The organism is Flavobacterium yafengii (genome assembly GCF_030010375.1).
Lineage (GTDB): Bacteria > Bacteroidota > Bacteroidia > Flavobacteriales > Flavobacteriaceae > Flavobacterium > Flavobacterium yafengii.
Window position 1 is genome coordinate 452,345 of the sequence record NZ_JASCRY010000003.1, and the last position, 24,491, is coordinate 476,835.

22 protein-coding genes are annotated in these 24,491 nt (G+C 34.0%); 13 read left to right on the forward strand and 9 right to left on the reverse strand.

What is annotated here, in order from left to right; all coding sequences use genetic code 11:
- The first annotated feature begins 95 nt into the window (after window positions 1-95).
- The 5 genes from QLS97_RS12195 (at window position 96) to QLS97_RS12215 (ending at window position 6,461) form a co-directional block, all read left to right on the forward strand.
- Window positions 96-302: a hypothetical protein gene (locus QLS97_RS12195; protein ID WP_282717003.1), complete on the forward strand. Its 207-nt coding sequence runs from the start codon at window positions 96-98 to the stop codon at window positions 300-302.
- A 651-nt stretch (window positions 303-953) separates the two neighbouring features.
- Window positions 954-2,738, forward strand: coding sequence for a DUF885 domain-containing protein (locus QLS97_RS12200; protein ID WP_282717004.1), 1,785 nt, complete (start codon window positions 954-956; stop codon window positions 2,736-2,738).
- A gap of 167 nt (window positions 2,739-2,905) precedes the next feature.
- Window positions 2,906-5,065, forward strand: coding sequence for a S9 family peptidase (locus QLS97_RS12205; RefSeq protein WP_282717005.1), 2,160 nt, complete (start codon window positions 2,906-2,908; stop codon window positions 5,063-5,065).
- Between the two features lie 293 nt (window positions 5,066-5,358).
- On the forward strand, window positions 5,359-5,793 hold the full coding sequence (locus QLS97_RS12210) for a DUF6526 family protein (protein WP_282717006.1): 435 nt from the start codon (window positions 5,359-5,361) through the stop codon (window positions 5,791-5,793).
- Between the two features lie 98 nt (window positions 5,794-5,891).
- On the forward strand, window positions 5,892-6,461 hold the full coding sequence (locus QLS97_RS12215; protein ID WP_282717008.1) for a pentapeptide repeat-containing protein: 570 nt from the start codon (window positions 5,892-5,894) through the stop codon (window positions 6,459-6,461).
- A gap of 2 nt (window positions 6,462-6,463) precedes the next feature.
- On the opposite strand, the gene QLS97_RS12220 is transcribed toward QLS97_RS12215, so the two are convergent.
- The 9 genes from QLS97_RS12220 to glyA all read right to left on the reverse strand — a co-directional run bounded on the left by QLS97_RS12220 (window position 6,464) and on the right by glyA (window position 15,204).
- A complete protein-coding gene (locus QLS97_RS12220) occupies window positions 6,464-7,144 on the reverse strand; it encodes an ABC transporter ATP-binding protein (RefSeq protein WP_282717009.1) in 681 nt (226 codons plus the stop codon).
- 2 nt (window positions 7,145-7,146) lie between these two features.
- Window positions 7,147-8,403: an ABC transporter permease gene (locus QLS97_RS12225; RefSeq protein ID WP_282717010.1), complete on the reverse strand. Its 1,257-nt coding sequence runs from the start codon at window positions 8,401-8,403 to the stop codon at window positions 7,147-7,149.
- A complete protein-coding gene (locus QLS97_RS12230; protein ID WP_282717011.1) occupies window positions 8,403-9,497 on the reverse strand; it encodes an efflux RND transporter periplasmic adaptor subunit in 1,095 nt (364 codons plus the stop codon). The genes QLS97_RS12225 and QLS97_RS12230 overlap by 1 nt, the downstream gene beginning before the upstream one ends.
- A gap of 135 nt (window positions 9,498-9,632) precedes the next feature.
- A complete protein-coding gene (locus QLS97_RS12235; protein WP_282717012.1) occupies window positions 9,633-10,130 on the reverse strand; it encodes a GNAT family N-acetyltransferase in 498 nt (165 codons plus the stop codon).
- Between the two features lie 27 nt (window positions 10,131-10,157).
- Window positions 10,158-11,954 carry an ATP-binding protein gene (locus tag QLS97_RS12240; protein ID WP_282717014.1) on the reverse strand — a complete coding sequence of 599 codons (1,797 nt, stop codon included), beginning with the start codon at window positions 11,952-11,954 and terminating at the stop codon, window positions 10,158-10,160.
- A 10-nt stretch (window positions 11,955-11,964) separates the two neighbouring features.
- Window positions 11,965-12,417, reverse strand: a complete 453-nt coding sequence (locus QLS97_RS12245) for a response regulator (RefSeq protein WP_233206883.1) — start codon at window positions 12,415-12,417, stop codon at window positions 11,965-11,967.
- A 30-nt stretch (window positions 12,418-12,447) separates the two neighbouring features.
- A complete protein-coding gene (locus tag QLS97_RS12250; protein ID WP_282717015.1) occupies window positions 12,448-13,008 on the reverse strand; it encodes a helix-turn-helix domain-containing protein in 561 nt (186 codons plus the stop codon).
- A gap of 198 nt (window positions 13,009-13,206) precedes the next feature.
- Window positions 13,207-13,800, reverse strand: a complete 594-nt coding sequence (locus QLS97_RS12255) for a MiaE family protein (protein ID WP_282717017.1) — start codon at window positions 13,798-13,800, stop codon at window positions 13,207-13,209.
- 129 nt (window positions 13,801-13,929) lie between these two features.
- Complete coding sequence (glyA, locus tag QLS97_RS12260; protein WP_282717019.1) at window positions 13,930-15,204, reverse strand: serine hydroxymethyltransferase; 1,275 nt, start codon at window positions 15,202-15,204, stop codon at window positions 13,930-13,932.
- Window positions 15,205-15,312: 108 nt separating this feature from the next.
- On the opposite strand from glyA, the gene fahA reads away from it, so the two are divergent.
- From fahA to proB, 8 genes are all read left to right on the forward strand, one after another.
- Window positions 15,313-16,596, forward strand: coding sequence for a fumarylacetoacetase (gene fahA / locus QLS97_RS12265; RefSeq protein WP_282717021.1), 1,284 nt, complete (start codon window positions 15,313-15,315; stop codon window positions 16,594-16,596).
- A gap of 155 nt (window positions 16,597-16,751) precedes the next feature.
- The gene (locus QLS97_RS12270) at window positions 16,752-17,936 is read left to right on the forward strand and encodes a hypothetical protein (RefSeq protein ID WP_282717023.1); all 1,185 of its coding nucleotides are present in this window, start codon (window positions 16,752-16,754) and stop codon (window positions 17,934-17,936) included.
- Window positions 17,937-18,405: 469 nt separating this feature from the next.
- Window positions 18,406-19,023, forward strand: coding sequence for a GNAT family N-acetyltransferase (locus QLS97_RS12275; protein WP_282717025.1), 618 nt, complete (start codon window positions 18,406-18,408; stop codon window positions 19,021-19,023).
- Window positions 19,024-19,027: 4 nt separating this feature from the next.
- Entirely contained in the window at window positions 19,028-20,221 is a 1,194-nt protein-coding gene (locus tag QLS97_RS12280) for an argininosuccinate synthase (protein WP_039110645.1), read from the forward strand.
- Window positions 20,214-21,191: an N-acetyl-gamma-glutamyl-phosphate reductase gene (argC, locus tag QLS97_RS12285; RefSeq protein ID WP_282717027.1), complete on the forward strand. Its 978-nt coding sequence runs from the start codon at window positions 20,214-20,216 to the stop codon at window positions 21,189-21,191. Before QLS97_RS12280 ends, argC begins: the two co-directional genes overlap by 8 nt.
- A gap of 75 nt (window positions 21,192-21,266) precedes the next feature.
- Window positions 21,267-22,403: an aspartate aminotransferase family protein gene (locus QLS97_RS12290; protein WP_282717029.1), complete on the forward strand. Its 1,137-nt coding sequence runs from the start codon at window positions 21,267-21,269 to the stop codon at window positions 22,401-22,403.
- Window positions 22,404-22,488: 85 nt separating this feature from the next.
- Window positions 22,489-23,685, forward strand: coding sequence for a glutamate-5-semialdehyde dehydrogenase (locus tag QLS97_RS12295; protein WP_282717030.1), 1,197 nt, complete (start codon window positions 22,489-22,491; stop codon window positions 23,683-23,685).
- Window positions 23,669-24,439 carry a glutamate 5-kinase gene (proB, locus tag QLS97_RS12300; RefSeq protein ID WP_282717031.1) on the forward strand — a complete coding sequence of 257 codons (771 nt, stop codon included), beginning with the start codon at window positions 23,669-23,671 and terminating at the stop codon, window positions 24,437-24,439. Before QLS97_RS12295 ends, proB begins: the two co-directional genes overlap by 17 nt.
- The last annotated feature ends 52 nt before the right edge of the window (window positions 24,440-24,491 follow it).

Sequence of the window (24,491 nt, forward strand, 5' to 3'; positions counted from 1 at the left end):
ATTATTGGAACAAGAGACCGAAGCTTCTGTCAGGGCGGTTTTAGGCTATTTCATATTTGTATTTATTCATCCATATTATGGATGGCAATTGGCGAATGAGTCGATTTTTAATGAATACCATGCTGGCTTCCAATGGATATCCTTTGACTGTGATACCCGTCGAAAAAAGAACAGAATACATGCAGGCTCTTGAACGAGCAAGTTCGTATCAAGATATAAGTCCTTTTTCTAAATTCATTGCCTATCTGGTAAATGAAGCAATGGAGGGAAAAGCTGTCGCGGTATTGCCAGAATCAAAATAAGTCAATATTAATTTATTCAATTAAACACTTATTCCTTACCTTTACATAGTTCAAAAAAAGACTTTGAAAGTCTAGTGACCCTATTGGTGACCCTGTTCTTAAATAGTATATCAAAAGTCCAGTATTTACTGGTATTATTATAAAGGCATCGGAGCCTCTTTCTCCGCCAGTATAACCCGTAAACTCAATGTTTACGGGTTTTTTATTTTCAAATCCTCTCCTAAAAGCTTGTTTTTAAAAGTAGACTTCAAACAAAGCCCCTTCTGTAATTAACAGAGTTAATCCTCTTTCTCCGCTGGTAAAAAATGGAAAAGAAGTAACTGCTTTATCTCATTTTCCATGTATTGGTTAACCTATAACCCTTGGAAGCCCAACCAATAGTTTTCCTAAATTCTTTACTAATCTATGATTCCTTTATTTTGCGTCCGGAATTTAGAAAGTTTTTTTTTATCAAAATTGGATGAAATGTACCCGAGACAAAACCTGCGCCATAAAAACAAGGCCGAACAATTGCGATACTTAATAAAATAAAGTATACATTAGTACATACAAAAAACGGCTTTATTTCAACATACCCTTCACACTATTAGACCTTTAAAAGAAGTCCCAATCTAATGCATACCATTTAATCATTTTTTAAACAATCCTCACATGAATATAGTAAAAAGCCTTTTTAGAAAAACGACAGTAATCCTGTTCGTTTTAAGCAGTACTTTTCTATTGGCTCAAAAACCAGCCAATAATACTAAATTTAATAAATTTTTGGATGATTATTACGAAGAAGGATTACCATTAAACCCTATTTCTGCCACGGAAAGAGGCGATAACAGATACAACGATTTATTGCCAAACGATATCGCAAAACCGTATCTGAAAAAGAAACACGACTTCACCATAAAATATCAAAAACGGTTAGAAGATTTTGATAGAAACAAGCTCAATTCCTTTGATAAAATTGCTTTCGATATCGCGAGCCTTCAATTAAAACAAGCACTGGAAAGAGAAAAATTCCATTTTGAATACATGCCCTTTAGCCATTATAGATCATTACCAAATTCATTACCGTCTCTTGGTTCAGGAAAAAGTGCTCAACCTTTTAAAACAGTAAAAGATTACGAAAATTGGCTCAAACGAATAGAGAGTTTTACGATATGGGCCGATACTGCCATAGCCAATTTTGACAAAGGTATTGCAATAGGAATGGTTCTTCCCAAAGCATTGGTTGTTAAAATGATTCCACAACTGGAAGCACAAACTGCGACAGATACCCTTAAGAATATTTTTTATGAACCGGTCCTCAATATGCCAAACTCTTTTTCTGCAAAAGAAAAAAAAGCGATACGATTGGCCTATCAAAAGGCAATCACCTCTAAAATTATCCCAACATACCGAAAACTGGCAGTGTATTTAAAAGATGTTTATTTGCCAAAAGCCAGAACCACGTCAGGCTATAATGATTTGCCCAATGGGAAAGCAATGTATGAATATTTGGTTAGCGTCAGTACTACTACTAATAAAACACCGGATGAAATTTACCAAACCGGACTTCGGGAAGTGGAACGAATTACCAAAGAAATTGATGACCTCAAGATAAAAATTGGCTTTCAGGGAGACAGAACCGCATTTTTCAATCATGCCTTAACCGATCCTTCCTTTTTTCCTTTCACTACTGACGAACAAATATTGGAAAGTTACAGAGCTATCCTGCCCATAATAGAACCCAACCTTAAAAAATTATTCAATATTGTACCCAAAACAGCATTCAAGGTAAAGGCCATTGAAAAGTTCAAAGCAGCTACTGCTGCAGCCAATTATGAAAGAGGTACAACGGACGGCAGCAGACCCGGTTATTTTAATGTTCCCATCGTTGACGCTGCTACATACAATAAATTGGGTATGGACAATCTTTTTATGCATGAAGCCATTCCTGGACACCATTTTCAATTGTCCTTGCAACAAGAGAATCAATCCATGCCTAAAATTAGAAAATTTGCTGGCTATTCCGTTTTTTCTGAAGGATGGGCTTTATATACGGAATCATTGGGTGAAGAATTAGGATTGTACACCGATCCTTATCAAAAATTGGCGGCATACAAATCAGAACTATTTAGAGCGATACGATTAGTAACAGACGTTGGATTGCATACTGGAATCATGACAAGGGAAGAATCAATCCAATACATGATGGAAAAAGGGGGAAGAGAGAAAAATGCTTCTGTTTCAGAAACAGAAAGATATATGGCACAACCGGGACAGGCACTTTCCTATAAAACAGGAGAATTGAAAATAACGGAATTGAAAACTAAATATATTAAAAGTTTGGGTCCAAAGTTTGAAATCAAAAAATTTCATGATGCCATTTTACAGGTTGGTTCTGTGCCTTTAAGTGTGTTTGAAACGTATATGGATAATTGGGCAAATGAACAAATTAAATAATCACTTGTCCATTTACCTATAAATACTGTTGAGTAGAAATTATACAGATAACCGATTTTTATTTTATATTTTTACTAAATAGTTAACCTATCAAACCATTATATAAAAATACATTAGGCTCAATTGGGCTTAACTGATAATAAACCAATATTTCTAAAATCCAATCTATGAGAAAATTTTCAATAGTACTATTTTTTTTAATACAATTACAATCTTCAATCGCTCAAAATGGAATAGAAGCTGTTGCCATTACTGATATGTTGAAAATTAAAACTGTTGGTAACATAACGCTGACTAAAGATGGAAAACGAGCTGCTTTTACGGTGACTTCTATTGAACCCGATGAAAATAATAAATTAGATTACAAATACCGCACACAGATTTTCACTACCAATACATTAAACAATTCCGTACCTGTACAACTTACCACAAATAAAGATGGAGCGACAAGACCAGCATGGAGTCCGGATGGTAAACAGATTGCTTTTACGCGTTCTGTAGAGGACAAAATGCAAATTTTTATACTTTCTATGGAAGGTGGCGAACCCATGCAATTGACAAAACATAAATACGGTGCAACCAATCCAAAGTGGTCGCCTGATGGTAAAAGAATACTTTTTTCATCAAGTATCCCGTTACGAGAATTACTTCAGGACTCTATTTTAAACAAATCAAAAACAATTCCTACTTGGAAAATGGAAAAGCCCGGTTTTGACAAAAATGAACATTTACTAACGAATAAAGAGAAACCAAATCCTAACGGAAGTTTATCCGAAATAAGGGCTTATTTAGATAAAAACGCAATAGACAAAAAAGCAATTGTCTTGAACAAATTAAACTTTCAAAGTGAATCGAATGTCTCTTCAGAAATGAATTTCAATCACTTCTTTGAAATAAATGTCTCCAAAGATGCTGAACCGCGTTTGCTCACTAAAGGATTTTATAGTTTTGCTACTGCGGACTACACGCCAAACGGGAAACAAATAATTCTATCAGGAGACGTAGACACTATAGAAAATGCTGATCGGTCATTAGAAAGTGAGATTTTTACAGTTGACACAAATGGTGAAAATTTTAAAATGATTTTAGGCGAAAATGGAAAAAGATACAACAGCGCCACCATATCTCCATCAGGAAAATGGCTTGCTTTCTTGTCCAGTAATACTTCTTTTATTAGTGTTCCTTCATTGTCAATAATGCCCATGAATGGCACCGAAAAAGATATGGTAACAATCCCTTTTGATCGAAATAAATCGAATCTTATCTGGAGTAAAGATGATAAACACCTGTACTTCACCTCTCAGATGAATGGTGGTAATGTATTGCACAGAATTAACAGATTAACAAAAAAAATAGAAGCTTTATCGAGCGTTGATACTGGTATTTCAAGTTTTGACGTTATAAATAATACGATTGTATTTTCAAAAACTCAGGTATCAAATCCTTCTGAATTATATTTTGCTGATGCCAATTTAAAAAATGAAAAAAAAGTAAGCAATTTTAATGATTGGGTTACAAATAAAAAATTATCCATTCCTGAAAAGAAAACATTCATCAACGATTTAGGAATGACTGTAGAATATTGGATCATGAAACCATCCAACTACAAACAAGGAGAAAAATATCCATTATTGTTAGAAATTCATGGCGGTCCGTCGGCAATGTGGGGTCCCGGTGAAGAAAGTATGTGGCATGAGTACCAATATTTTTGCAGTAAAGGATATGGTATCGTTTATAGTAATCCAAGAGGTTCGGGTGGATATGGTTTGGATTTTTTAAGAGGCAACATCAACGATTGGGGCAAAGGTCCGGCAAGTGATGTATTGACAGCATTAGATAAAACCGTTGAAGAAGGTTGGGCCGACAACTCCAAGTTGCTTATCACCGGAGGTTCTTATGCAGGATATCTGACAGCTTGGATCATAAGTCATGACAATCGTTTCAAAGCGGCTTGTGCGCAACGCGGTGTCTATGATCTTAACACATTTTTTGGCGAAGGAAATGCATGGCGATTAGTTCCAAATTATTTTGGAGGATATCCATGGGAGCCAAAAGTAAAGGAAATTCTAACTCGGGAATCACCCATAAGTTATGTTCAAAATATCACAACTCCTTTCATTATTTTTCATGGTGGAAACGATCGTCGTACCGGTTTTATTCAAGCCGAAATGATGTTTCGCAGTCTAAAAGTATTAGATCGTCCTGTTGAATTTGTAGTACATCCGGGCGCAACTCATGAAATTACTCGAAATGGTGACAATCGCCAACGAATAGATCAAATGCTGCGAACGTATGAATTTTTTGAAAGATCAATTGAAAAAAAATAAAAGGAACTGATGTTTATACATTCATATACTGGGATTTAAATCCTAAAAACCTGAAAAGCCCTGTTCATTATAAAATGACAGGGCTTTTTTTATAATAGGAAGAAGTTTTGTTGAAGCATTAATAATACAATACTGTAACCTACATTGAATTGTTTTTCATATAAATCAAGTCTTGTTTTTTATCATTAGACACTACCAAAACATATATAATTTTGGGATTTACATAATTAAAAAACCTGCTGCCTTCAAAGCAAGTTGTTTTGACTATCTTTAAAAAACTTTAAAATAAAATAATGGAAACACAATCCTATAAAAATCATATTCGGTATTACCCACCCCATCATTTTGTTTACTATCCTATAATAATGATATTTTTGTCGTTTAGTATTTATTTTAGTTGCACCACCGAAGATTCATTAATTTGGGTATTTATTAGTGGAATTTTCGTTGTTCTGTTTTGTCTGGCTTTCATGCTACGCCAACATTATGCATTGACTTTACAAAACCGAATAGTACGTTTAGAGCTTCGGTACCGCTATTTTTCTATTACAGGGAAAAGATTGGAGGATTTTGAGCATCGATTAAATGACGACCAATTATTTGCCTTGCGGTTTACACCAGATGATGAATTTCCAGCGCTTACGCAAAAAGCGATGAATGAAAATCTTTCGGGAAAGGAAATTAAAAAAGCGATTCAGCACTGGAAAGGCGACTATGAAAGAGTTTAAATCCAAAAAATAATACTCTAATTTATCCTATATAACGATTCAGAATTTTGTTTCTTTGTTCCGAAAACAGCACTAAAAACTGAATTTAAAACCCATAAATGGCAGAATATTTTCTAGATATTGAGTATAATGATATCACATACCACGAGGAAGAAGTCAATTTCAAGGAATTTGAGTGCTGTACGTTTACCAATTGTAATTTCTCTAAATGTGCTTTTGTGGCGGTTACTTTCATTGATTGTACTTTCAATGATTGCATTTTTAGCAATGCCAAAATAAATTATGTAGCCTTTAGAACCGTGACTTTCAATCGCTGTGAAATCAAAGATGTCAATTTTGCCATGTGTGATAAATTGATTTTCGAAATTACTTTTAATAATTGTATTTTGGATTTCTCCAAATTTTATACGTTAAAGATAAAAGGAACATCCTTCACCAATTGCAGTATTATTGCCGTTGATTTTATGAGTACTGATTTGACTGAAGTTGTTTTTGACAATTGCGATTTATACCGTTCTGAGTTTGCAAAAGCAATTGCCAACAAAGCTGATTTTAAAACAAGCTATAATTATACAATTGATCCCAAAACAACAAAATTAAAGAAAGCGGTCTTTGCTTTAGAGGGTATAAAAGGATTGCTCTACAAACATGAAATCATGGTTCAATAATATTACGAAATTATTTTTCCATCTTCCATAGTAATAATTCTATTCGTTTTTTGGGCAAAATCAGTATCGTGGGTAACTACCAACAAAGTCTGATTTTTCTCCTGAGTCAATTTATTAAAAATATCAAAAACCAAGTCACTGTTTTTCTTGTCTAAATTCCCTGTAGGCTCATCCCCCATTATAATTAACGGATCGTTTATCAAAGCACGCGCAATTGCCACGCGCTGTTTTTGTCCGCCACTCAATTGATTTGGCATTTTCAGTGCCTGATCTTCCATGTCTAGTGTTTTCAAATGTTCCATGGCGCGATGCTCTAATTCTTTATCCGAATATTTAGCTAATTTCATCCCCGGAAGCATTACATTTTTCAGGACATTATATTCTGCCAGTAAGTAATGAAACTGGAACACAAAACCTATTTTTTCATTTCTAATTAATGCTAATTCTTTGTCGGTTTTTCCCGTAACAAGTTCGTTGTGAATCAATATCTGACCGTCATAATCCGTATCCATCGTAGAAAGTAAATACAACAAAGTCGATTTTCCACAGCCCGACTTTCCTACTATAGAAACAAACTCACCATGATTAACACGCATGCTAATTTCCTTTAAAACTTCGAATTTTACAGGATCGTAAAAATATTTACTTAGTCCAATTGTCTCTAAAACAGTATTGTTTTCCATCGTTATTTTCCTCTGATAATTTCTACCGGATCTACTTTACTGGCTTTTAAAGCAGGGAAAAGTCCGGCAATGGTCGTTGTAAATAATGCAAAAGTAATCCCGATGCCATAATATATGGGATTGTAATTAATAGGATAGGTTTTCACCGTAGGTAATGAAGCCGTTTCAAACGGTATAACATCTATAATAGAAGAGAAAACGTAGCCAAACAGCAATCCAAACAATCCTCCCGCAAGTCCAATAATGATAGAAAGCGAAACAAAAATCCATTTCACATCATTACCGGAAAATCCAGTGGCTTTCAAAATCGCAATACTGTCCATTTTTTCATAAATCATCATGTTCAGAATATTATAAATTCCAAAACCGGCTACAATCAGCAACACTACTCCAACGGAATAGGAAATGATACTTCGTACCGTACTTCCGGTTTCAAACTGAGAATTTGCGGTTTGGTAATCAATCGTATCCAGATTAAAGGTATCCTGAAACTCTTTTGCAACAGCAGGTGCTGAAGCCATATCATATAAATTTATCTGTATATCCGTGATGTAATTTGTAGGTTCTCCTTGTAATTTTTGGGCTGTAGCCAAAGAAGTATAACTCGTTATATTGTCGATTTCAGCAATTCCAATTTCTGAAATACCCACAATTTTGAGCGAAGCCAAATTTCCCTTAGAAGTGGTAATCTTGATGATATCTCCTTTGGTAAGCAGCATTTTGTCTGACAAACCTTTCCCTATAATAATACTGTTATTCTGAAGCAAATCAGCTACTTTTCCTTCAATGATATAATCGCTGATTTTAAATAATTTATCTTCGGATAAAACATCAATTCCATTAATTATCCCTGAAATTTCAATCGTCCCCGAATTAAAAAAAACCGGAGAAGTCACCTTTGGAGCAACATCAATAACGCGTGGATCTTGTTTTAAAACAGCCAGAATTGTTTTACTGTTGTAAATGGATTTTCCTCTGTCTTTAGGTTTAATCGAACGAACAAAATTGGTGTTTTTTTTGAACTCCTCAGACAAGAAAACGGGTTGGTTTTCTGAAGGTTTAATTTCATTGTACAGCAGCACATGGGGCGTTCTATTGAGCATTAAGCCATCCAGTAAGTCATTCAAACCATTCATAAAACTAACCAAAGCAATAAACATGGCAATACTGAAAGTTACTCCAATAGCCGCGACAATCGTTTGTTTCAATCGCGCCCGAAGCAAATGCAATGCAATGTTTAAAATAAGTTTAAAATTCATTATTTGGGTTTATAAATCGTTTCTTCGGCGGTTAATCCCGATACTATTTCCACTTTCTGATAATCGCTTAAACCCGTTTTCACTTCGCGTTTTTCGTCTTTATTTACTAAAACATATTTGCCTTCGATTAAATATGTTTTTGGAATCGTAATGGTATTTTGCTTAATCTGAATGATAATATTGGCTTCGGCTGTAAGATTTGGGTAAAGTTTTTCGGGTGGTTTTATAAAATGTGCTTCAATTTTAAAAGTACGGGAACGTTCGTTCATTATCGGGTAAATTTTATCAATGACGGCATCAAAAACCTGTCCTTTATAGCTATCCATTGTCACCAGTACTTTTTGTCCCGTGCTCACGCGAACCATGTCATTTTCGTCCACTTCCAGTTCCAATAAAAATGAATTTTCCTGACCAATTATTGCCAAAGGGGTTTGTGGCGTAACTAACGTTCCTTCTTTCACCAAAACATCAAACAGCTTTCCGGAAAAGACACTTTTAACACTAAAATCACTTTGGGATTTCTGATTGATTTTTAGGTTGACACTGTTTCTGCTTTGATCATTCTTCAATTGGGCTTTGAGTTGTGCCAATTGCTTTCGAGCCGATTCATAATTAATTTTGGAACTTTTATACGCTAATTCGACTCTTTCAAAATCGACTTCCGAAATTCCTCCTTGATTCCTGATGTTTTTATTTCGGTTGTAAATGGATTCGTCCAAAGTCAATTTGTCTCTGCTTGATTGGACTTTCATTTCCATTTCGGCAATTTTATCTTGAATATAACGACTACTTTCCAGACTCAATTGATACGCTAATCGAGCATTTTCCGTATTCAGTTCCGCTTTACCACTCTCCAATTCAAATAGTGATTGGCCTTTAGTAATGGATTGACCGGCGATAACATTTACTTTTTGTAATGTGCCGTTTACGGTTGCATAAACCGTGTACTGCCCATCTGCTTTTATAACTCCGGAAGCATAAACACTTTCCGTAACTTCTCCTACTGTTGGCTTAATTCTATCTGTTTCCTTTTTAGAACAAGAAAATAAACTAAGAACTAATAAACAAAATAGGGATCGTAATTTCAAACTCATTTCGCTTCTTATTTAACGGTATAGGTTGTTGTAAATTCTTTCTATAAATATACGACAATATCCATTTTGAAGTTAAAATTCATTGTTGTAAAATTATGAGATAAAAAGCGTTGGGTAATGAGGACAATAGGATAATTAAAGTTTCTTTTCCATTTTGTAATCTTCCATTTTGTAGCCATGCTCCAATAGAATCTCTTCTTCTGAAACCACTTCAAATCCTGTTTTTTTATAAAACGAAATGGCTTTATTGAATTTATTCACATTTAATGAAATAGTAGTAGATTGATTTTCCTTGGCTAAGTTTTCTACGGCGTCAATCAGCAATTTACCCGCTCCTTTTCCTTGTGCTTCAGGCAGCAAGTAGATTTTGTGTAAGCGCGTACAGTTTTGGTTTAAATAATTGTGTTCATACGAAGCAAAACCTAGACAAACTTCTCCCTCATTTACCAATAGGAAACGATGTCCTTTTTGGTTTAAATTTTCAAGAAGAGTTTCCTCTGAGTAAAACAAATCGAGCATATAATCAATTTGTTCTTTCGATAAAATAGAACCGTAAGTGCTTGGCCAGGATTTATAGGCAATTTCTCGAATAGTTTTAAAGTCCTCTATTGCAGCTTCAGCTAGTAGTAACATTGTAATTTATTAGTAAAATTATTGAAATTAAAGCAAATCTCCTTTTGGAATAAAAATATAAAATTTAGCGCCTAGGCCCGGTTTTGCTTTTACTTTTATAAATCCTTTGTGATTATCTACAATTCTACTGCAAATAGCCAGTCCAAGTCCAGTTCCTGAATATTTAGGATCAGTTTCTAAACGCTTGAACAATAGAAATATTTTATCGGAATATTCTTGTTTGAAACCAATTCCGTTATCAGAAATGACAATTTTATGATAGTCCTTTTTATTGGCTATTTTATAATCATGCATTTCTTTTTCTGTAATTTTTTTAGAAGTAATACTGATTTCTGGAGCAACATCTTCTTTACTGTATTTAAGAGAATTTGAAATTAAATTTATAAAAAGCTGCTTAACCTGAAAAGGTATCGCTTTAATTGTAGGCAAATTTCCAATTGTAATGATGGCTTTTTTATCTTCAATATTAGAAGATAAATCTTGAAGTATTTCTTCAATAACTTTATTTAGATCCGTTTTCACAAAAACCTTATCGCCTTTTATTGTTCTGGAATAATTCACCAAATCAATCAGTAATGTCTGCATTCTATTAGCAGTTACACGGATTTTTGAAAAATATTCTTTCCCTTGTGACGAAAGCAAGTCCGATTCCTTTCCTTCTAATCTGGAGATAAACATTTGAATCTTACGAAGCGGTTCCTGCAAATCGTGGCTGACAATATTGTTAAAAGCCTCGAGTTCAGTATTAATATATTTAAGTTCTTTATTATTGTTTTCCAGCTCGAGTGTTTTATTATACTGGCTTGTAATATCATAATTAACCCCTATCTTAATCAAATCTCCATTCCCGTTTTTAGTAAAACTACCTACGCCCATAATGTATTTTATATCTCCACTTGGTGTCAAAAATCGAAATATCATTGATGTAGATTGATGATTAACTAACGAATCAACATGTACTTTAGTCACATATTCTAAATCATCCGGATGAATATATTTAATTGAATTTTCTATATTCGGTTCGAATGCATTGGGTTCAACGCCCATTAATCGAAATAAATTATCTGAAAAAGTATAGGCATTACTTTCTAAATTAACCATCCAATGCCCAAAACTAGCTGTCATTTCAGCAGAATTGTAGGACTCATTTAATAGCTTTAATTGATCATTTGCCTTTTTAAGTTCATCAATGTCAACATTCATTTTTTGGAACGAAAGCAGTAATATAAGAAGCGAAAGTATAACTAATAAAAAAGCGGTAATGATTGAATCTTGTAATTCAAATTGATGGTTATTGTTTTCAAATTTCGTTTTTGTACTTTCAGAAAATATTATTTTAGTGACAAAGGATTTCATCATTTCGGTAACATTACTGTTCTCTAACAACATCGCATTTATCGCTACCGGACCAGAATTTTTACTTTGTGCAAGAAGTAAGGTCTTCCTAAATAGTTTGAATCTAATATCAATAAGCCTTTTTAATCGGTCTATATCATTGTATCTGGCGGTGTCATTTGCAGTTAACAACTTAAGCTTTGTTATGCTTTCTTCAATTTTGCCCCTACTCAAAAAACGATCTTGTATATACGCTGCATCTTTTGTGATAATATAACTTCGCAAGCTCGTTTCGTAATTACTCATTACGGATAACAGCTTTTCTAATTCGAGTTGCGTTTCATTTGAATTTGCGATTAATTCAACCGTTGAATCAAGCTTTTTCATTTGGGAATAAAACATCGAGGCTATATAACAAACAACAACAATTGCAATAGCTAAAGCTATTTTAAACACTTGAGAGTTTTTATATAGTCCAAGAATTTTCATTTATTCCTTATTATATACTAAAGAAAAAAGTTTCAATATTTAAACCTGAAGTATGAAATTGCCAGTTCATGTTTACAACCTCCTTGATTACTTTTTTTAGTTTAGAAAAATCATTTGGTTTTTTGATATAGATATTTGCACCTTCAATAAAGGTGTCTTCAATATCTTTTTCTGATGAAGAGGTCGAATATATGGCAATCGAAACATCTTTAAAACGAGTGTTCGATCTAATTTCTTTTAGACAGTCTATCCCTGTTTTTCCGGGCATATTCAAGTCGAGAAATAAAACATGAGGCAACTTAATTTCAGGATGCACTAAATAATCCATTAGATCATTACCATCTTTAAATAGAGTCAACTTATTATTCATTTTAAGCTCTTGTATAGCTTCACTAAAAAAAGTGCGATCATCTTCGTCATCGTCAGCTAAAAGAATATGCATTGAATCTTGGTGTGTAATCATAAAATATAGGGTATGTTTTTATAATTTTATTTAATCGTTATTAGACAACTCTCTCTTCTTAACTACAATCCTTTTAAACATTGAAGGTGTTAATCCTGTCACTTTTTTAAATTGAGTTGATAAGTAAGCAACACTACTATAGTTTAATTCATGAGAAATTTCGGTTAATGTAAGTTTCTCTTCAATTATAAGTTTTTTGGCTCTTTCAATCTTTTGAATAATAATAAAATTCTCAATAGATGTAAATGTGTATTCCGAAAAAACATTAGTAATATATCCGTATCTAAAGTTCAGTTTATCCGATAAATATTGAGAAATTGTTATGTTTGGAAACTTATCTTTTTCATAAACAATCTCAATTATAGCGTCTTTAATTTTTTGTATTAATTGTCCTTTTGGATTATCAATAATCTGAATACCATACTTGGTTAAACAAACCTGAAGTTCTGTTAAAACATTCTCAGAAACATTATCGCCAATTTCAATTTGTCCTAAATCCAACAGCTGATATTTAATATCAAATTTTTCTAATTGATCTTGTAATATTGCCTTACAAGCAACATTTCCATCATAATTAAAATTGAGCTTCATATCAATAAACAAGTATTAAGATTAAAATTAAGTTATAAATGTAAATTAAAAAACATTAATCTGTCACAAATAATTTAATTTAAATATAAAAACGGTATCCTTTTTTGGATGCAGCAAATATAAATAACTGATTATTAAGGTTCTTAAATAATTCGGTATTCACTAAAAATTAGACCCCAAAGTATCCCTAATAAAAAATTACCCATGAATTGTTTCATTTTTACCGTAATTTGTTATAATATTTTCTTCAAATTCAAGCCATTCTCTCCAACGCTTTTCAACGTCAATTCCTACACCATATTTCCTTGCATAGGTAATAAAAGTAGTGTAATGTCCCGCTTCGCTCTCCATCAAATCTCTGTAGAAAACTGATAACTCTTCATCGTTTATATTTTCCGAAAGCACTTTGAAACGCTCACAACTTCTGGCTTCTATCATTGCTGAAAACAATAACCGTTCCACTAAACTCGAAACTCTGCTTCCATCGCTGCTTTTTTTCATGTACAAATACAATTCGTTTACATAATCATCTTTTCGTTCACGTCCCAATTTCAAGCCACGCTTAATAATGATATTGTGAACTTGCTCAAAATGATCGATTTCTTCTTTGGCCAAAGCCAATAAATCCTTCACTAAATCCTGATGTTCGGAATTGTTAGTAATGATTGTAATGGCATTTGTAGCTGCTTTTTGTTCGCACCAAGCGTGATCTGTCAAGATTTCCTCGATGTTCTTTTCTACAATATTGACCCATCTTGGATCCGTTGGTAATTTTAATCTTAGTACAGACATGATTTTAGTCTAAAAGTTAGAAAGTCAAAAGTCATAAAGTTAAAAGTCGAAAGCCAAAACTAAGACAGAATATTAAATTCTATTCAAAGACTTTCGACTTTCGACTTTAAAACTTTAAAACGTATTTATTTAGTAAACGAAAATAGCTCTTTCGCTCATCATTTCATTTACTTCATTAGCTACCGCCTCGATAACATCTTCGTTAGTGTGATCCACTAAAACCCTGTCAATTAGAGCAACAATGGTTTCCATATCTTCTTCAACAAGACCACGAGTGGTAATAGCTGCAGTTCCTACACGAATTCCTGAAGTTACAAATGGTGATTTATCATCAAATGGAACCATGTTTTTATTTACAGTAATTTCTGCTTTTACCAATGCATTTTCAGCATCTTTTCCAGAAATATTTTTGTTTCTTAAATCAATCAACATCATGTGATTATCTGTTCCGCCAGAAATGATTTCATATCCTCTTTTTACAAAAGCATCCGCCATAGCGTTAGCATTTTTTTGTAATTGTAAAGCATATGTAAAAAATTCATCTTTCAAAGCTTCACCAAAAGCTACTGCTTTTGCAGCAATAATGTGCATTAACGGACCACCTTGATTTCCAGGGAAAACAGCCAAGTCTAATAAAGAAGACATCATTCTGATTTCTCCTTTTGGAGTAGTTAAACCAAATGGATTTTCGAAATCTTTACCCATCATAATCAAACCACCACGAGGACCACGTAACGTTTTGTGCGTTGTAGTAGTTACAATGTGGCAATGAGGTAATGGATCATTCATCAATCCTTTTGCAATAAGTCCGGCAGGATGAGAAATATCAGCTAATAAAATAGCGCCAACACTGTCAGCAATAACTCTGAAACGCTCAAAATCCATATCACGAGAATAAGCCGAAGCTCCTGCGATAATTAATTTTGGTTGTTCTCTAGTCGCTATTTCTTGAATTTTATCATAATTTAATCTTCCTGTTTCCTTATCTACACCATAAAAAGAAGGCGTGTATAAACGTCCTGAAAAATTAACCGGTGAACCATGCGTTAAATGTCCTCCATGAGACAAATCAAAACCTAAAATTTTATCTCCTGGTTTGATACATGCGTGGTAAACCGCTGTATTAGCTTGTGAACCGGAGTGTGGCTGTACATTTGCATAAGCAGCTCCAAACAATTCTTTGGCTCTGTCAATAGCAATTTGTTCAACAATATCAACTACTTCACAACCGCCGTAGTATCTTTTGCCAGGATATCCTTCAGCATATTTGTTAGTTAAAACAGAACCAGCTGCTTCCATTACTTCGTCACTTACGAAGTTTTCCGATGCAATAAGTTCTAATCCGTGAATTTGTCTTTCTTGTTCTTCTAGAATAAGGTCAAAAATTTGTTCGTCGCGTTGCATTTTTTTGATTTTCGTTAATTTGATGCAAAAATACAAAAAAACGTTTGGTTAATAGTTAGATTATAATATATTTGATGAGTAATTTTTTAACAAAATAATTAACAAAATATGCCAATAACAGCTAACGATACCAATAGAAAATCATGGCTAGAAGTACCTGTCAACAGTGATTTCCCTATTCAAAATATTCCTTTTGGAGTTTTTCTCACCAAAGAAAACATAGTAACCGTAGGGACTAGAATTGGAGATTTCGCCATAGACTTGGGAGCTTTACAACAATTAAATTATTTTGAAGGCATTGAACTGACGGATGATATGTTCATGCAGGACACTTTGAATGATTTTATTTCTGATGGTCAAAAAACATGGCGTTTGGTACGAAACCGAATTGCAGAGCTTTTTGATGTGACAAATTCGAAACTACAAGATAATGCAAAAGACAGAGACATTATAATATTCAAAATGGAAGATGTTGAAATGCAATTACCAGTACTTATTGGTGATTACACAGACTTCTACTCCAGCAAAGAACACGCGACCAATATAGGAAAAATGTTTCGTGACCCTGAAAATGCATTACTGCCAAACTGGCTTCACATTCCTGTAGGTTACCACGGAAGAAGTTCTACTATTGTTCCTTCTGGGATTCCAGTACACAGACCAATGGGACAAACGCTACCAAACGGGGAAACAACACCTGTTTTTGGACCTTCTCGTTCAGTAGATTTTGAACTTGAAACTGCTTTTATCACTACAGATGTAAATATAATGGGAGAAAACATTCCTGTAACCGAAGCTGAAGATTATATTTTCGGAATGGTTTTATTGAATGACTGGAGTGCCCGCGACATTCAAAAATGGGAATATGTGCCACTAGGACCATTCTTGGCAAAGAACTTCGCCTCTTCAATTTCACCTTGGATTGTGACTATGGATGCATTGGAACCTTTTAGAACCAAAGGACCAAAACAAGAACCAACTCCACTTCCCTATTTACAGCAGAAAGGAAAGCATTCTTTCGATATTAATTTAGAAGTGGCTATTCAGCCCGAACATGCAGAACCTACTGTAATTTCTCATTCTAATTTTAAATATATGTATTGGACGATGAGCCAACAATTAGCGCATCACACCTCTAATGGTTGTCGCGTGAATTCTGGTGATATGATGGGATCCGGTACCATTTCAGGCCCTACTCCAGACAGTTTTGGTTCCATGTTAGAATTGACTTGGGGCGGAAAAAATCCAATAAAAATGAGCGACGGAACAGAGCGTAAATTCATCAATGACAATGACACCGTTATCATGAAAGGTTTTTGCCAAAATGGTCAGGTCCGAATTGGTTTTGGTGAAGTTTCCAGCAAATTACTACCACCTTTCGTTAGAAAATGAAAAGAATAAATATAACGTCTAAAAACCTAGCAATTGTACTATTTTTGTTAGGTTTTTTTATGGCATTATTTTTGGATTTTAAAATTAAAAACCCATAAAACTGCTTAAAAACAGTAGAAACAATTTCGAAAAATCATTTACTTAACTGTAAGCTTATGAAAAAAATTACTTTTTTATTATCCCTGTTTCTTCTTATTTCCTCTTGTGGTGTGAAACAAACCCAAAATTTATTAAGCTCTGGAAATTACGATCAAGCAATTGATAATGCCGTTTCAAATTTGCGAACCAATAAAGATAAAAAAGGCAAACAAGATTATGTTTACTTGCTTGAGGAGGCTTTCGCCAAAGCAAAAGAACGCGATTTAAATGCTATAAATTTGTTAGCCAAAGATGCTAATCCTGCTCAATTGGAAAAAATGTACAACACCTATTTACAATTGAATTCCCGTCAGGAAAAAATCAAACCGTTACTCCCTTTGAAACTAATTAAAGAAGGACGAAATGCCATTTTTCCATTTGACAATTATAACGACCAAATAATTGACAGCAAGAATGCGTTATCAGCTTATTTGTATACCAATGTTAAAAAATTAATGGGAACTTCAGACAAAATGAATTACCGAAAAGCGTATGATGATATGGAATATTTAAACCAAATAACTCCAAATTATAAAAACGTTTTACAACTCATGGATGAAGCTAAATTTAAAGGTTCTGATTATGTTTCGGTTTACACCAAAAACGAAACGAATATGATTATCCCGGTTCGTCTTCAAAATGACTTATTGGATTTTAGCACCTATGGATTGAACGACAAATGGACTGTCTACCACAGCAACAAACAAAAAGGAATTGATTATGATTATGGAATGGTAATCAACTTTAGACATATTTATATTTCGCCTGAGCAAATAAAAGAAAGAGAGTTTGTAAAAGACCGCATCATAAAAGATGGAGTCAAAAAACTGATTGACGCCAACGGAAAAGAAGTTCTAGACGAAAAAGGCAAAGTGGTGATGGTGGATGATATGAGAAATGCAACAGTACGCATTTATGAATTCAGACAGTTTAAATCCTGTCAAATTACTGCTAAAGTAGATTACATCAACTTTAAAAGCAATCAATCATTACAATCTTTCCCAATAGCCAGTGAGTTTATTTTCGAAAATATTTATGCAACATATAAAGGAGATCGACGCGCTTCTGACGATAATTATTACTCTTATTTTGACAAAAGAGCGGTAGCTTTTCCTAGCAATGAACAAATGGTTTATGATACAGGAGAAGATTTAAAAGCTAAAATAAAAGATGTAATCAGCAGAAACAGGTTTAGAAACTAATATTTTAAATTAATACTATTACATAAAACTCCTTGATAATTAAACCTATCAAGGAGTTTTTCGATTTAAAAAATCAACAATACATTAAAATTTTGTTACAAAACACAAATTTAGTGTTGTGTTTTAAAAATATGTGTACTTTTGCACCAATGAATAAAACAAGTTTACATATAACTACTTTGTCACGGACAAACAGACCTACGACTTCTCCCGAAGTACGGATGCTATAACTATAGTACCCAAAAGCTGTTTCGTATCTTTATTCATTTTTCATTTTTTTCGTTTTGAAATTACCGCTATTTTCCATTGGATTAATATATCCAAAAACTAATACTTATTTATTACTATTGCATTGTCGTTCAATTTATTGCACAACAATCAACAGTTTTAATATTATATTTGAGTTTGGCGAAAATTCATTTCAAAAACAAATACACGAATCATTTTTTAACTCAAATAATCTCTTGAAATGAAAATTTCTATCGTTGTAACTCAGGAAGAACATTATAAGTATTCGCAGGAAATATGCGATACTATTGAATCGTCCGCCTTATTAAGAGGTACTGGGATTGCTAAAAGAACTCCGGAATACATCCAAAAAAAGATGGAAAGCAAAGATGCTGTCATTGCATTAGACAATGGCAAATTTGCTGGTTTTTGCTATATCGAAAGTTGGCAACACGGGAAATTTGTGGCACATTCTGGTTTGATTGTACATCCTGATTACAGAAATTTAGGCTTAGCAAAAAAAATCAAATCATTTGTTTTTGATTATTCATTGGAAAAATATCCAGAAGCTAAGGTTTTTGGAATTACAACTGGTTTGGCGGTAATGAAAATCAATTCAGATTTGGGTTATAAACCTGTTCCTTTTTCAGAATTGACTAGCGACCCAAGTTTTTGGAAAGGATGCCAAACGTGTACCAATTATGAAATCCTAAAAAGTAAAGACAATAAAATGTGCTTGTGTACCGGAATGCTTTATGACCCAAAAGAAAAGCCTAAAGACCCGCCTAAACACCCATTTAACGTCAGAGTATTAAACAGATTAAAATCAATTAAAGAAGCCTTGTTCTTAAAAAAATAATATCATGAAAAAAGTTGTATTAGCTTATAGTGGAGGATTAGACACCTCATATTGCCTTAAATATTTAAAAAACGAAAAAGGATATGAAGTTCATACCGTTCTTATAAATACAGGAGGATTTGACGAAGCTGAACTAGCCGCTATTGAAGAAAGAGCCTACGAATTAGGAAGTGCCCAGCATGCAAATCTTACCATTGTAGATAAATATTATGATAAAGCCATTAAATATTTAATTTATGGAAATGTATTAAAAAACAATACGTACCCATTATCCGTAAGTGCAGAACGTGTTTTTCAAGCTATCGAAGCGATTAAATATGCAAAATCTGTTGGCGCAGAAGCAATCGCCCACGGAAGTACTGGCGCAGGAAATGACCAAATTCGTTTTGATTTAATTTTCCAAACCATTGCTCCCGAAATTGAAATCATCACTCCTATCAGAGATTTAAAATTATCAAGACAGGAAGAAGTTGATTATTTATCTAAAAATGGAGTTCATTATTCTTGGGAAAAAGCACAATATTCCATTAATAAAGGATTGTGGGGAACAAGCGTAGGTGGTAAAGAAACATTGACCTCAAATCAAACTTTACCAAGTGAAGCGTATCCTTCTCAATTGCAAAAAACGGGTGAAGAGAAAGTAACACTACAATTTGAAAAAGGACAATTAGTAGGCATCAACGGAACATTGGACACACCAACAAAAAACATTGTTGCGCTTGAAAAATTAGCCAGCGCATATGCAATTGGTAGAGATATTCATGTTGGTGACACTATAATAGGAATTAAAGGAAGAGTTGGTTTTGAAGCAGCAGCACCTTTAATCATCATCAAAGCGCACCATTTATTAGAAAAACATACGCTGGGTAAATGGCAACAATACTGGAAAGAACAACTGGGGAACTGGTACGGAATGTTGTTTCATGAAGGACAATTCTTAGATCCTGTAATGAGAAACATTGAAGCTTTCCTAGAAGACACTCAAACGACTGTAAACGGAACCGTTATCGTTTCGCTAAAACCATATCACTTTACATTGGACGGAATTGAATCTGAAAATGATTTAATGAATACCGGTTTTGGACAATATGGAGAAATGAACAACGCTTGGACATCTGACGATGCTAAAGGATTTATCAAAATTCTAGGGAATGCCCAAAACATATTTTCATCTGTAAATAAACTGACACATGATTAATATTGGAATAATTGGTGGTTCGGGTTACACTGCGGGGGAACTCATCAGAATATTGATGTTTCATCCCAATGCTACACTTGATTTTGTTTACAGCACAACAAACGCTGGAAAACCACTTTCGGTGGCGCATCATGATTTGATGGGCGATATCGAAATGAATTTTACCGATACTGTAAATCCAAATGTGAATGTTGTTTTCTTGTGCTTAGGACACGGTAAATCAAAATCGTTTTTAGAGCAAAATCAATTTGCGAGTCATACCAAAATCATCGATTTAGGAAATGATTTCAGATTGACAAAAGACAAAGAGTTCGATAATAAATCTTTCGTTTACGGTTTACCTGAATTGAACAAAGCAGTTATCAAAAACGCTCAATTTATAGCAAATCCAGGTTGTTTTGCAACAGCGATTCAACTAGCGTTATTACCATTGGCCAAAAACGAAATGCTGACGACCGACGTTCATATCAATGCCACAACAGGAAGTACAGGAGCCGGAGTTACGCCTTCGGAAACGACGCATTTTAGTTGGAGATCGAACAATATGTCGCATTACAAAGCTTTTGAGCACCAACATTTGGGTGAAATAAACCAAAGTGTCAACCAATTGCAGACGGATTATACAAGCGAATTGATTTTTGTACCTAACAGAGGTGATTTTTCGAGAGGGATTTTCGCAACGTTATACACAACAATCGAAGAAAACTTGGAAGATGTAGTAGCTAAATATGAAGCTTTTTACAAAGACCAACCTTTCGTAACCGTTACGACCACCGGAATCAACATGAAACAAGTGGTTCAAACGAATAAATGCATCATTAGTTTAATGAAAAAAGGAAACCGGTTATTGATTACTTCAGTAATTGATAATTTAACAAAAGGAGCCTCAGGTCAAGCCATACAAAACATGAATTTAATGTTTGGATTGGATGAAACCACAGGATTGCATTTGAAACCAAGCGGGTTCTAGATGTTTATTTGGTTAATCGTTAATTCGGTTAATCGATAAAACAAACAACCCATTAACCGATTAAACTTTAAAAAAATGAATTTATTTGACGTTTACCCATTATACAACATCACCCCTGTAAAAGCACTAGACTGTACTATTACAGATGAAAAAGGAGTGGAATATTTAGATTTATATGGTGGTCATGGAGTAATTTCCATTGGACACACACAACCGGATTATGTTGCCAAATTAAAAAATCAATTGGATAATATTGGTTTTTATTCTAATGCGATTCAGAATCCATTGCAAGTAGAACTGGCAGAAAAATTAGGGAAACTTTCCGGATTGGAAGACTATACTTTATTCTTGTGCAGTTCTGGAGCTGAAGCCAATGAAAATGCTTTGAAACTGGCTTCTTTTCACAACAACAAATCTCGTGTAATTGCTTTTGATAATTCTTTCCACGGAAGAACCTCGGCGGCAGTTGCGGTTACAGATAACAAAAAAATTGTTGCCCCAATCAATGCACAACAAATTGTTACTTTTTTACCATTGAATAATATCGAGTTGGTAGAAAACGAACTAAAAAAAGGAGATGTTTCTTCTGTTATTATCGAAGGAATTCAAGGAGTTGGCGGTTTGGACCAAGGGACAACTGAATTTTTTCAGGCATTAGAAAAACTATGTGCAGCATACGATGCCGTTTTGATTTTGGATGAAGTGCAATCAGGATACGGAAGAAGCGGAAAGTTTTTTGCACACCAACATCATGACATCAAAGCAGATATTATTTGTCTGGCGAAAGGAATGGGTAACGGATTTCCTATTGGCGGAATCTTGATTTCTCCAAAATTCACAGCGAGTTATGGATTATTGGGAACTACTTTTGGAGGAAACCATTTGGCTTGTGCTGCTGGAATTGCTGTTTTGGATGTGATTGAAAGCCAAAAATTAATGGATAACGTAAATGACGTTTACGCCTATTTTTTAGAAGCAATCAAACAAGTTCCTGAAGTTATTAAAGTAAAAGGAAGAGGATTAATGCTAGGTGTAGAATTTGATTTTGACGTAAGTACACTTCGTAAAAAAATGATTATTGACAAACATATTTTTACAGGAAATGCAAATAATAAAAACTTATTAAGAATTCTTCCCCCATTGACAATCAACAAGGAAGCAATTGATACCTTTATTATAGCTTTAAAAGAAACATTGGCAGAATTGAAATGATTTTAAACATATAAGTCATATAAGCACTTAAACTTGTGACTTATATGTTTAGATTTTTTTTTCTAAAATAGTAAAACCAAAAACAATGAACCACTTATTAGCAATAGAAAAACGAAACGCAGTTTTAAGTCGCATGGCCGAACTTCTTGAAGAAGAAAGAGCCAATCTTAAGGCTATAAATCAACAGGATATCAATAATTATTCTGGGGATGACTTGGCCATGGAAAAACGTTTATTGGTTGATGATGCCAAAATTGACGGCATGATTTTGTCCATGCAACAATTAGCAAGTCAAGAAGATCCTATTGGTGTAGAACGTTTTAATTTCGACCATGAAAACGGAATGAAAATCATCAATAAAACAGCGGCTTTTGGAACCATAATGATTATTTATGAATCCAGACCTGATGTTACTGTTGAAGCAGGTGGAATTGCCTTTAAATCCGGAAATAAAATTCTATTGAAAGGCGGAAAAGAATCGGTATTATCCAATTTAAAAATTGTGGAATTGTGGCATCAGGCTTTACAAGAAAATAATGTTGCTACAGAATGGGTAGAATACCTGAATTATAATAGAGAAGAAACTCGGGCATTTTTAGAGAAACCAACACAAAAAGTGGATTTAATCGTTCCTCGTGGTGGTGAAAAATTGATTGCTTTTGTGAAAAAACACGCCACTTGCCCAGTGATTATAAGCGGTAGAGGAAATAATTTTGTGTATGTAAATAAGGAAGCTGATCTAAATCAGGCACTTGACATCATAATAAATGGAAAAACCTCAAATATATCTGTTTGCAATGCTTTAGATAAAGTTTTAATTGATACAAATCTTGAAAATTGGGAAGCTTTTGCTAAGAAAGTAATTCAAGAATTACAACAAAAAAATGTTACGGTTTTAGGAGATGAAAGCATTTCCAGAGCAACAAATATTCCTCAGATTGAATCCGATTTAATTTGGTACGAAGAGTTTTTAGATTACAAAATTGTCATCGGAACAACTAATTCGGATCAAGAAGCGATTGACAAAATAAATAAATACTGTGGCGGACATTCGGCTTCCATAATCACAAAGAATGATGCAATTGCTCAGGAATTCATGGAAAACGTGGATACGGCAGCCGTATATCAAAACGCCTCTACCCGATTCACTGATGGAGGACAATTTGGTTTAGGAGGAGAATTGGCGATAAGTACAGACAAATTACACCAACGTGGGCCAATTGGGCTGCAACATTTAGTTACTAATAAGTGGTATATTTACGGAAATGGACAAATCAGGTAAAAAAAGAATTTTATTAAAGTTAGGCAGCAATACGTTAACCAAAGAAACCAATCACATTTCGAGAGGAAAGATTGAAGATATTGGGATGCAAATAGCCGCTTTACAAGACGATTATGAGTTCATCATTGTAAGTTCTGGTGCGATTGCCGCAGCCAAACAATTTGTAAAACTGGAAAATCAAGACAAAGATGTTTTTGTAAAACAAGCATTGGCTTCTATTGGTCAGCCCCATTTAATGCGGATTTATCATGAAAACTTCAGCGATTTAGGATTACTGATTTCGCAGTGTTTGCTTTCGTATTCTGATTTCGAAAAAGAACAATCCAAAGTAAATATCGTGAACACCATCAATGTGTTGGTCAAAAATAATTACATTCCAATTATCAATGAAAATGATACGGTGGCTACGGATGAGATTCGGTTTGGCGATAATGACAAATTAGCCGCTTTAACGGCCGTTTTATTAAATGTTGACATTCTGATCATCGCTACCAATACGAACGGGATTTACACCAAAGCATCCATTAATGATGCCGTTCCCGAAACCATTTCTTTGGTAACCGATTTGGAAGTATTGGAAAAAGAGATTGGCGATTCTAAATCCTCGCATGGAACCGGCGGAATGCAATCTAAAATAGAAGCCTCGGCAATTGCCAAAGCCGCCACTATCGAAACTTGGATTGTCAATGGATTAGAAGACAATTTTATTTTGAAAGCTTTAAAAAACGAAATACCTTTTACTAAAATTCTATAAAATGTTGATACGGTTAATCGTTAATTCGGTTAATCGATTAAACAAATAACCG

Bases quoted from the DNA above. Each gene is read 5' to 3' on its own strand.
- QLS97_RS12240 (WP_282717014.1), bottom strand. From the start codon at position 11,954: ATGAAAATTCTTGGACTATATAAAAACTCTCAAGTGTTTAAAATAGCT.
- QLS97_RS12250 (WP_282717015.1), bottom strand. From the start codon at position 13,008: ATGAAGCTCAATTTTAATTATGATGGAAATGTTGCTTGTAAGGCAATA.
- QLS97_RS12270 (WP_282717023.1), top strand. From the start codon at position 16,752: ATGAAAAAAATTACTTTTTTATTATCCCTGTTTCTTCTTATTTCCTCT.
- proB (WP_282717031.1), top strand. From the start codon at position 23,669: ATGGACAAATCAGGTAAAAAAAGAATTTTATTAAAGTTAGGCAGCAAT.
- QLS97_RS12290 (WP_282717029.1), top strand. From the start codon at position 21,267: ATGAATTTATTTGACGTTTACCCATTATACAACATCACCCCTGTAAAA.
- QLS97_RS12215 (WP_282717008.1), top strand. From the start codon at position 5,892: ATGGCAGAATATTTTCTAGATATTGAGTATAATGATATCACATACCAC.
- QLS97_RS12230 (WP_282717011.1), bottom strand. From the start codon at position 9,497: ATGAGTTTGAAATTACGATCCCTATTTTGTTTATTAGTTCTTAGTTTA.
- QLS97_RS12195 (WP_282717003.1), top strand. From the start codon at position 96: ATGAGTCGATTTTTAATGAATACCATGCTGGCTTCCAATGGATATCCT.
- fahA (WP_282717021.1), top strand. From the start codon at position 15,313: ATGCCAATAACAGCTAACGATACCAATAGAAAATCATGGCTAGAAGTA.
- QLS97_RS12235 (WP_282717012.1), bottom strand. From the start codon at position 10,130: ATGTTACTACTAGCTGAAGCTGCAATAGAGGACTTTAAAACTATTCGA.
- argC (WP_282717027.1), top strand. From the start codon at position 20,214: ATGATTAATATTGGAATAATTGGTGGTTCGGGTTACACTGCGGGGGAA.
- QLS97_RS12275 (WP_282717025.1), top strand. From the start codon at position 18,406: ATGAAAATTTCTATCGTTGTAACTCAGGAAGAACATTATAAGTATTCG.
- glyA (WP_282717019.1), bottom strand. From the start codon at position 15,204: ATGCAACGCGACGAACAAATTTTTGACCTTATTCTAGAAGAACAAGAA.
- QLS97_RS12255 (WP_282717017.1), bottom strand. From the start codon at position 13,800: ATGTCTGTACTAAGATTAAAATTACCAACGGATCCAAGATGGGTCAAT.
- QLS97_RS12205 (WP_282717005.1), top strand. From the start codon at position 2,906: ATGAGAAAATTTTCAATAGTACTATTTTTTTTAATACAATTACAATCT.
- QLS97_RS12210 (WP_282717006.1), top strand. From the start codon at position 5,359: ATGGAAACACAATCCTATAAAAATCATATTCGGTATTACCCACCCCAT.
- QLS97_RS12245 (WP_233206883.1), bottom strand. From the start codon at position 12,417: ATGATTACACACCAAGATTCAATGCATATTCTTTTAGCTGACGATGAC.
- QLS97_RS12225 (WP_282717010.1), bottom strand. From the start codon at position 8,403: ATGAATTTTAAACTTATTTTAAACATTGCATTGCATTTGCTTCGGGCG.
- QLS97_RS12220 (WP_282717009.1), bottom strand. From the start codon at position 7,144: ATGGAAAACAATACTGTTTTAGAGACAATTGGACTAAGTAAATATTTT.
- QLS97_RS12280 (WP_039110645.1), top strand. From the start codon at position 19,028: ATGAAAAAAGTTGTATTAGCTTATAGTGGAGGATTAGACACCTCATAT.
- QLS97_RS12200 (WP_282717004.1), top strand. From the start codon at position 954: ATGAATATAGTAAAAAGCCTTTTTAGAAAAACGACAGTAATCCTGTTC.
- QLS97_RS12295 (WP_282717030.1), top strand. From the start codon at position 22,489: ATGAACCACTTATTAGCAATAGAAAAACGAAACGCAGTTTTAAGTCGC.